Here is a 7,788-nt window from a genome sequence, read left to right as displayed (position 1 = left end):
CGGCGTCAGTTTCGACTCAGGTCAGAACGCGCCCCGAGGAACCCACTAAACATCCTCACTGTTTCGACTCGACGAACAGGTCAGGTTCGATGGTCACGCCGTCGACCGGAAGGAGAAGTCGGCGGACCGCGTGACCCTGGTCGGCGATCCACCTGCCGAACTGGGTTTGGAGCTTGAACTCGTCTCTGCTGATTCGACGCCCGCTCGGCAGGACGACGTCCGCGGTGCCCTCAACGTCGGAGTAATTGAGCGGAGTCCATTCGATTGCCGTTGCGGCCCGTTCGAGGATGCCGTCCGTGGCAACGGTGCGCGGGTCGGCATTGATCGGAACGAGGTTGAAGATGATCCCAGGGCGAATCGCGCCGGTGCTATCTGGGATCTCCTCGATGCGGAAGGCGGGAGATCCGGTCGTGTACTCGCCGACGTACGTCGCGCACGGACTTTCCTGTCTGAATAGACGCACGCGCCTCCCGGTCCCTGCCGCCTCAGCTAGTGCGCGATTCCCTCTCTTAAAAACCTGGGGGCCGACAGACCCCGCACCGGTGTACGAGTAACTTCCGTCCGGAAGGAGACCTTCGAGGGCGTCGTAGCCGTGGCGGGCACCGCTCTTCGGATCGGTGAACGCGATGATGTCGGGGAACTGTGTGAACGTGACAATGCCGTCCTGCCGAGATCCGCCATACGCGAGATGCAAGTCGGCGCGGAGCACCCGATCGCCTGGGGAGAGGAACCAGCGAAGCTCCCGGCCCGCCCCGAATGGCCGCAGCGCAGCAACGATCTCGGCGGCATCCGATTCCGAGAAGGACGCATCGCTGCCGAGACCGGCAGACATACCCAGAGAGCCGAGGCGGGTGAGAATCTCGGACTTGCTGAGATTCGTCCGGAGCGCGAGCTGCGCGAGAGAGACCGAGGGCACGGGCTAAACCTAGGCGCCACCGCCGACAACGTCGAGGAATTACCTCACTTGATGGCGCGCCGGACGAGCTCGACCGCTGGAACATCGGCCGGCGCCCACTCAAGATCATGAATCCGGTTCGGAGGAATCCATTCAAGCTCCGCATGTTCGGCCGGCTCGGGATCGCCGGAGGTGAGCGTGCACCAGTACGAATCGAGAGAGATTCGCGCGAATGGATAAACGTGGACGTGGGTATTGATCAGCTCTCCGACGCGAATCTCGCACCCGAGCTCCTCGCGGATTTCTCGCGCGAGCGCGGCCGCGGGAGACTCGCCGGCTTCTACCTTCCCGCCAGGGAACTCCCACATGCCGGGCAGGGACTGCTGAGGCCCACGGCGTGCACAGAGCACAAGGTCATCGCGCGCGATCACCGCAGCGACGACGTGGATCTCCTTGACCATTGCCCTCCGTTCGCGGCCAGCCTAGGCGCGACCTGAGCATCGAGCCCCACCCCGCCTGTCCTCCCGGGCAATGTCGGACCCCGTCCTTACCGTGGAGGCATGCGGATCCTGCACACCTCTGACTGGCACATCGGGCGGTCCTTCCACGGGCACTCAACGCTCGAGGCGCTGCGCGGTGTGCTCGGTGCGCTGACCGAGCAGGTGCGCGAGCACGAGGTGGATGTCGTGGTCATCGCGGGCGATGTGTTCGACTCCGCGACGCCCGCCGCCGCCTGCTACACGCTGCTGACCGACGTGCTGCACGAGATCAGCGGCACGGGCGCGCAGATCGTGCTGACCAGCGGCAACCACGACAACGCCGCCCGCCTCGGGTTCATGGCGCCGCTGCTGCGCGACGGGATCCACGTCATCACCGACGCTGCGTCCGTCGGCACTCCCGTGACCCTCGCCGACGAGCACGGGCCGGTGCACTTCTACGGCATCCCGTACCTCGAGCCGATCCTCGTCCGCAGCGTGTGGGCCAACGACCTGCGCACGCAGGAGCAGGCGATCGACCACGCGATGGGGCTCATCGGGGCGGATCGCGCCGAGCGGGGTGGACGCTCGGTCGTTGTGTCGCACTGCTTCGCCGCCGGGGTCGAGCCGAGCGCGGGCGTGGAGCGTGAGATCCGGCAGGGATCGCTCGACGTCGTTCCCGTGTCGGCTTTCGACGGGCCCGACTACGTCGCCCTCGGGCACATCCACGGCCGCAACCGCCTCGCCGAGCACATCCGGTACAGCGGAGCGCCCCTTCACTACAGCTTCAGCGAGGCGGACAAGCCCCGCGGATCCTGGCTCGTCGACCTCGACGCCGACGGGCTCACGAGCGTCCAGTGGCTCGAGCTGCCGGTGCCGCGCAAGCTCGTCACCCTGCGCGGCACGCTCGACGAGCTGCTCACGCTGGCCGATTACGACGAGCACGTCGATGCCTGGGTCTGCGCGGTGCTCACCGACGCGACCCCGCAGTCCGACCCGATGCGCCGCCTGCAGCAGCGCTTCCCGCACTGCGCGACCATCCAGCCCGACCCGCAGGGCCGCGCGGGCGACGACGGCCTCAGCTACCGGGCCCGCGTCAAGAAGACCGTCGGCGACGTCGAGCTCATCGACACCTTCCTCACGCTCGTGCGCGAGGGCGAAGGCCCGACCGACGGCGAGAGCCGGATCATCGGCGACGTCGTCGCCGAGCGCCGCGCCACCGAGAACGAGGCCGTCGAGGTGTCGGCATGAGGATCCACCGCATCGAGATCGAGGGATTCGGGCCGTTCCGCGCGCGCCAGACCGTCGACCTCGACGCATACGCCGGCGACGGCATCTTCCTCATCTCCGGCCGCACCGGCGCCGGGAAGTCGAGCATCCTCGACGCCATCTGCTTCGCGCTCTACGGCTCCGCGCCGCGCTACGAAGACGGCGAGAAGCGGCTGCGCAGCGACCACGCCGGACCCGAGGACCCCACCGAGGTCGCCCTCGAGTTCACCACCGGCGGGCGCACCTGGCGCATCGAGCGCAGCCCCGAGTTCTCCCGACCCAAGAAGCGCGGCGAAGGACTCACCCCGCAGAAGGCCGAAGCCCGCATGTACGAGCGGGTCGGCGACGAATGGGTCGGCCGCGCCGCGCGCCCCGTGGACGTCGCCACCCTCGTCGACGAGGTCATCGGGCTCACCCAGCAGCAGTTCCTGCAGGTGATCCTTCTCGCCCAGGGACGCTTCGCCCGCTTCCTTCTCGCCAAGAACGACGAGCGCCAGGCCCTGCTCCGCACGCTCTTCGGCACCAAGCGCTTCGAGGAGTACGAGAAGGCCCTCGATGCGCGCCGCAAGGAAGCCGAAGCACGCGTCGCGCACCAGAGCCAGTCGCTCGGCGCCCAGCTCGACCAGGCAGGCGAAGCCGCCCGCGGGCTGATCGACCCGCTCGAGGGCACGCCCTCGCTGGACGAGCGGATCGGATGGATCGGCCGGGCCGCCCTGCGCTCGCGTCACCTCGCGGAGGAAGCCGACGCCGTCCAGCAGCAGGCGACGAAGGCGCTCGCCGCCGCCGAGGCGGTCCACACCGAGCGCACGACCCAGCGCGACAAGCAGCAGCGCCGCGACACGGCCCGGATCACGCTCGCCGCCCTGGAGGAGCGGGCCGCGGACATCGCCGCGCTCCGCGCCGAGCGCGACGCGGCCCAGCGGGCAGAGCCCGTGCGGGCCGCAAAGGACAGCGCAGGCAAGGCGCTGCTCGCACTGAACTCCGCGAACGATGCTCTGGATGACGCCCGCCGCGCGTGGGAGGACGCCGACCAGGATGACGCCGACGCGCCGGCCCTCGACGAGTTCGTCGCCGAGACGCAGCAGCGCATCGGCGGATGGCGCCCCCTGAGCGACATCGAGGCGCGACTCGAAGCCGACGCCCGAGCGATCGAGACGCTCCGCACGCAGGCAGAGGACGCGGCACGCCGCGCCGCCGAACTGGATGAGCGCGCCGAGGCCCTGCCGGCGGAGCGGAAGCGGATCGAGCAGGCGATCGACCGGGCAACCCACGCCGCGGCAACGCGCGAATCGCTCACACAGAACGTCGCCCAGCTTGCCGACCAGCTCGCCGCTGCGCGGTCGCTCACGCGCCTTGCCGACGCGCAGCGTGCCGCGTTCGACGCGCTCCAGAAGGCGAAGAAGCACAAGGAGGAGGCCGAGGCGCACCACGCCGACCTCCAGGCCCGACGCTTCGCCGGGATGGCGGGCGAACTCGCCGCCGCGCTCGTCGACGGCGAGGCCTGTGCTGTCTGCGGCTCGACCTCTCACCCCGCCCGAGCCGTCCTCGGGGAGGACGCGGTTTCGGCCGACGACGTCGACCGCGCCGACGCTGCGCGCCGCGAAGCCGTCGCCGCGTACGAGGCGGCTAACACCGCGTACGCGGAGGCCGACCGTGCCCACGCGGACCGTCTGAAGGATTCGGGCGGCCGCAGCGGTGACGAGCTCACCGCCGACCTCGACGCGAAGCGCGAGGAGCTCGAGGCGGCGGAGACCGCCACCGCGGAGAAGGAGCGCCTCGCCGCCGAGCGCACCGCGCTCGACACCGAGGAGCAGCGCCACGACGCCCAGCGCGCCGCGCTCATCGCCGAGCGCAGCGACCTCGAGGCACGCGCCACGGCGGCAGCAGCTCAACTCGACAAGGACCGCGCCGCGGTGGCCGAGGCCCGCGGTTCGGCCGACTCCGTGGGTGACCGCATCCGCGCCGAGCAGCAGCTCGTCGCCCTTGCCACCGCCTACGCCGAGGCACAGCGCGAGGCCGCCCGCGCCGAGAAGGCAGCCATCGACGCCGCCGAAGCACTCGAGCTCGCCGTCGAGGACGCGGGATTCGGTGACGCCGCCGAGGCGATCGCCGCCCTCCGCGGTGCCGTCGAGCGGGCATCCCTCGACACTCGCATCCAGGAGCACGACACCGCGCTCGCCGCCACCCGCTCCACGCTGCTCGAACTCGAGCTCGAGGTGCTTCCCGAGGAACCCATCGACACGGACGAGAGCGCCGAAGCCGTCGCGGCCGCCAAGGCGGCGTGGGCCGATGCGGTCCGCGAGCACAGCACCGCGGGCGAGCGCGCTCGCACGCTCGAGGCCGCCGCCGAGCGCATCGAGGCCGCCCACGCGCAGATCGCCGAGCTCGCCGCCGAGGCCGAGCAGATCAAGCGCCTCGCCGACACCGTCGCCGGCCGCGCGAACAACAGCAAGCGGATGAAGCTCGAGACCTTCGTCCTCGCCGCCGAGCTCGAGGAGATCGTCGCCGCCGCGAACCTGCGCCTCGGCGAGATGTCGGCCGGCCGCTACCGCCTGCAGCACACCGACGCGCTCGCCGCCCGCGGTGCGGCCTCGGGCCTCGGGCTCGAGGTGATGGACCAGTTCACCGGCCGCGCTCGCCCCGCGCACTCACTGTCCGGCGGCGAGACGTTCCTTGCCTCCCTCGCCCTGGCCCTCGGACTCGCCGAGGTCGTCACCAGCCGGGCCGGCGGCATCCGGCTCGACACGCTGTTCATCGACGAGGGCTTCGGCTCGCTCGACGCCGAGACCCTCGACACCGCCATGCGCACCCTCGACGAACTGCGCCAGGGCGGTCGCACCGTCGGCGTCATCAGTCACGTCGAGGCGATGAAGGAGCAGATCCCGGCACAGCTGCGCGTCGAGCAGACGCCGCAGGGCTGGAGCCGCGTCATCCAGGACGGCGTGCGACCAGAACTCACCACGACCGTCTGAACCCTCGGGATCCCGGGCGTTCGGCGTACCCTCGACCCATGGACAAGCGGAAACTCGCCGGAGCGGTGCTCCTCGGGGCAGCGGCCCTCCTCTACGGCGTCTCGCCGGTCGACATCATCCCCGACGTCCTGTTGCCCTTCGGACTCGCCGACGACGCGACCTTCCTCGTCGGCGCCGGCATCGGCGTGTGGAGACTGCTGTCGAGCGCGCGGAAGAAGAAGCCGAAGGGGCCGGTGGGCTGAGCCCGGGCGGAGCTTGCGAAGTTTCGACACTTCGACTCGCTTCGCTCGCTCAGTGCGGCGCTCGGTCGCTTCGCTCCCTCGCTCAACGAACGAGGGAGTGGCGGTCAGCGACCGGGGGGCGCACGACCGAGGGCGCAACAAGCCCGCAACACCGCGGCGATAGGCTCGGTCGCATGAAGACCGGCTCGATCTGGACCATCCTCGGCGTCGTCGTCGCCGTGGTCATCGCGTGGTGGCTGATCGAGGCCCTGTTCCGGCTGATGTTCTGGATGGCCAAGCTCGGTGCGGTCGCGGTGGTCGCGGTCGTCGTCTTCTTCGTGCTGCGCGCGATCTTCAGCCGCCGGGAGGACTGACCATGGACTTCCCGCCCCTCGCGACGAGCTTCTCGATCTCGCTGCCGGACTGGATCCGCGACGAACTGGCAGACGTGCCCGACGCGATCCCCGACCTGGGCGAGCGGATGGCGCTCGTCAACAGGCTCGCCGACCGTAACTGGCGGGAGGGCAACGGCGGCCCGTTCGCCGCCCTCGTCGCCGAGCGCGATACCGGGCGGATCGTGTCGGTCGGTGTCAACGTCGTGCTCGGCACCGGCATCTCCTCGGGACACGCGGAGGTCACGGCGCTCGGCCTCGCCCAGGCGCGCCTCGGCGCGTGGGATCTCGGCGGCGCCGGCCTGCCCCCGCATGAACTCGTCGTCAACGGGCGCCCGTGCGTGCAGTGCTACGGAGCGACCCTGTGGTCGGGCGTCCGATCCCTTGTGGTCGGCTGCGACGGCGCCGAGATCGAGCGACTCACAGGCTTCGACGAGGGCCCCATGGTCTCCGACTGGGACGCGCAGTTCGAGGCACGCGGCATCGCCGTCACGAGCGGCTTCCTGCGCGACGAGTGCGCGGCCGTGCTGGGCGCCTACGGCGAGGCCGCCGCATCCGGCGGCGTCACGGTCTACAACGCCCGCTCCGGCGACTGACGCGCCTCGCGGATCGCCGCAAGGGTCTTCCCTCACACGGCCCATCCGCTCTTAGAGTGAGGCATGGAGCCTTCGCTTTCGATGTCACGGACCGGAACCATCGTCGCCGTCGTCGGATCCGCCTCCGATGAGGTGCTTGACAGCCTCGACGGCGTAGACGGGATCGAGACCCTGTCGCTGCGCGACACCGAGCCCGCACTCGCCACCCGCCGCATCGCGGCCGCCACGCGCCCGTGGATCGTCCACGACGCCGACCCCCTCGAACACGTCGCGGCCGCCTGGGTCGAACTGTTCGAGGAGCGCTCGACCCTCGGCACACTCGAGCTCGAGGTGCAGCAGGCGCTCGAGCACTTCGCCGGCGGCACCGCGCTGATGCCCGACTACTACATCGTGCTGGAGCCCGAAGAGGCATCCGACACCTGGCGCCACTGGTGGTGCGGCGCCCTCGGACACCGCGCGCCGCGCCGCATCCTGCCCTCGCGGGCTCCCGACTCTCCCCGCGACCGCGCGATCCGGCAGCTGCTGCGCGCCCTCCCCGCGTCGCGCCCCTGGCCCGAACCGGCGAGCTGGCTGCCGGGGCTGCCGTTCGAGATCCCGGATCGGGTGGGGTTGCGGGATCGGGTCGAGGAGGACTGAGCCCGGCGGGTTGCGCCCGCGGGGACATTGCGCCGTATCGACTCGCGGAGACCCGTGCTGAGCGAGCGAAGCGAGTCGAAGTATCGCTCAACGACCGGAGGAGGGGTCGGGCCGGTCCGAGAGAGTCACCGGGTCCAGGATGACGCGGTGGTGGTCGCGCATCCAGACGACGCTGTGCTCGCGGCGCTCGGCGCGGGTGGCGAAGCGGTAGCGGTACGCGACGACGCGGATCCAGCGCGGACGCTCGCCTTCGAACGGATCAACGCGGCTCATCGCATTTGAGCGTGTAGCGCTGGTCTGAACCCGCCGGTCTCGAGCAGGGATCTGGTGA

The 7,788-nt window shown here is 70.5% G+C and carries 9 protein-coding genes; 6 read left to right on the top strand and 3 right to left on the bottom strand.

The annotated features are described in order from the left end of the window. Positions 1-55: 55 nt before the first annotated feature. Together ABD161_RS10870 and ABD161_RS10865 are read right to left on the bottom strand one after the other, a co-directional pair. Entirely contained in the window at positions 56-916 is an 861-nt protein-coding gene (locus ABD161_RS10870) for an SRA domain-containing endonuclease (RefSeq protein ID WP_344002557.1), read from the bottom strand. A gap of 44 nt (positions 917-960) precedes the next feature. Continuing rightward, entirely contained in the window at positions 961-1,356 is a 396-nt protein-coding gene (locus ABD161_RS10865; RefSeq protein WP_344002554.1) for a (deoxy)nucleoside triphosphate pyrophosphohydrolase, read from the bottom strand. Positions 1,357-1,455: 99 nt separating this feature from the next. Here ABD161_RS10865 and ABD161_RS10860 point away from each other — a divergent pair, with 99 nt between their 5' ends. The 6 genes from ABD161_RS10860 (at position 1,456) to ABD161_RS10835 (ending at position 7,457) form a co-directional block, all read left to right on the top strand. Then, positions 1,456-2,622, top strand: coding sequence for an exonuclease SbcCD subunit D (locus ABD161_RS10860; RefSeq protein ID WP_344002552.1), 1,167 nt, complete (start codon positions 1,456-1,458; stop codon positions 2,620-2,622). Then, entirely contained in the window at positions 2,619-5,612 is a 2,994-nt protein-coding gene (locus ABD161_RS10855; protein ID WP_344002550.1) for an AAA family ATPase, read from the top strand. The genes ABD161_RS10860 and ABD161_RS10855 overlap by 4 nt, the downstream gene beginning before the upstream one ends. A 38-nt stretch (positions 5,613-5,650) precedes the next feature. Further along, on the top strand, positions 5,651-5,854 hold the full coding sequence (locus ABD161_RS10850) for a DUF1232 domain-containing protein (RefSeq protein ID WP_344002547.1): 204 nt from the start codon (positions 5,651-5,653) through the stop codon (positions 5,852-5,854). Positions 5,855-6,027: 173 nt separating this feature from the next. Next, on the top strand, positions 6,028-6,207 hold the full coding sequence (locus tag ABD161_RS10845; protein WP_344002545.1) for a hypothetical protein: 180 nt from the start codon (positions 6,028-6,030) through the stop codon (positions 6,205-6,207). Positions 6,208-6,209: 2 nt separating this feature from the next. After that, positions 6,210-6,821, top strand: a complete 612-nt coding sequence (locus tag ABD161_RS10840; protein WP_344002543.1) for a nucleoside deaminase — start codon at positions 6,210-6,212, stop codon at positions 6,819-6,821. A gap of 81 nt (positions 6,822-6,902) precedes the next feature. Next, positions 6,903-7,457, top strand: a complete 555-nt coding sequence (locus ABD161_RS10835) for a hypothetical protein (RefSeq protein ID WP_344002540.1) — start codon at positions 6,903-6,905, stop codon at positions 7,455-7,457. 87 nt (positions 7,458-7,544) lie between these two features. Here the strand turns inward: ABD161_RS10835 and ABD161_RS10830 are convergent, their stop codons facing one another. Beyond that, positions 7,545-7,730 (bottom strand): hypothetical protein, encoded by a 186-nt coding sequence (locus ABD161_RS10830; protein WP_344002537.1) that lies wholly within the window; start codon positions 7,728-7,730, stop codon positions 7,545-7,547. Positions 7,731-7,788 lie beyond the last annotated feature (58 nt).

It is taken from the genome of Microbacterium paludicola (genome assembly GCF_039529675.1).
Classification (GTDB): Bacteria; Actinomycetota; Actinomycetes; order Actinomycetales; family Microbacteriaceae; genus Microbacterium; species Microbacterium paludicola.
Note: the sequence above shows the minus strand (reverse complement) of the source record. Positions and strands in the feature narration are given on the sequence as shown.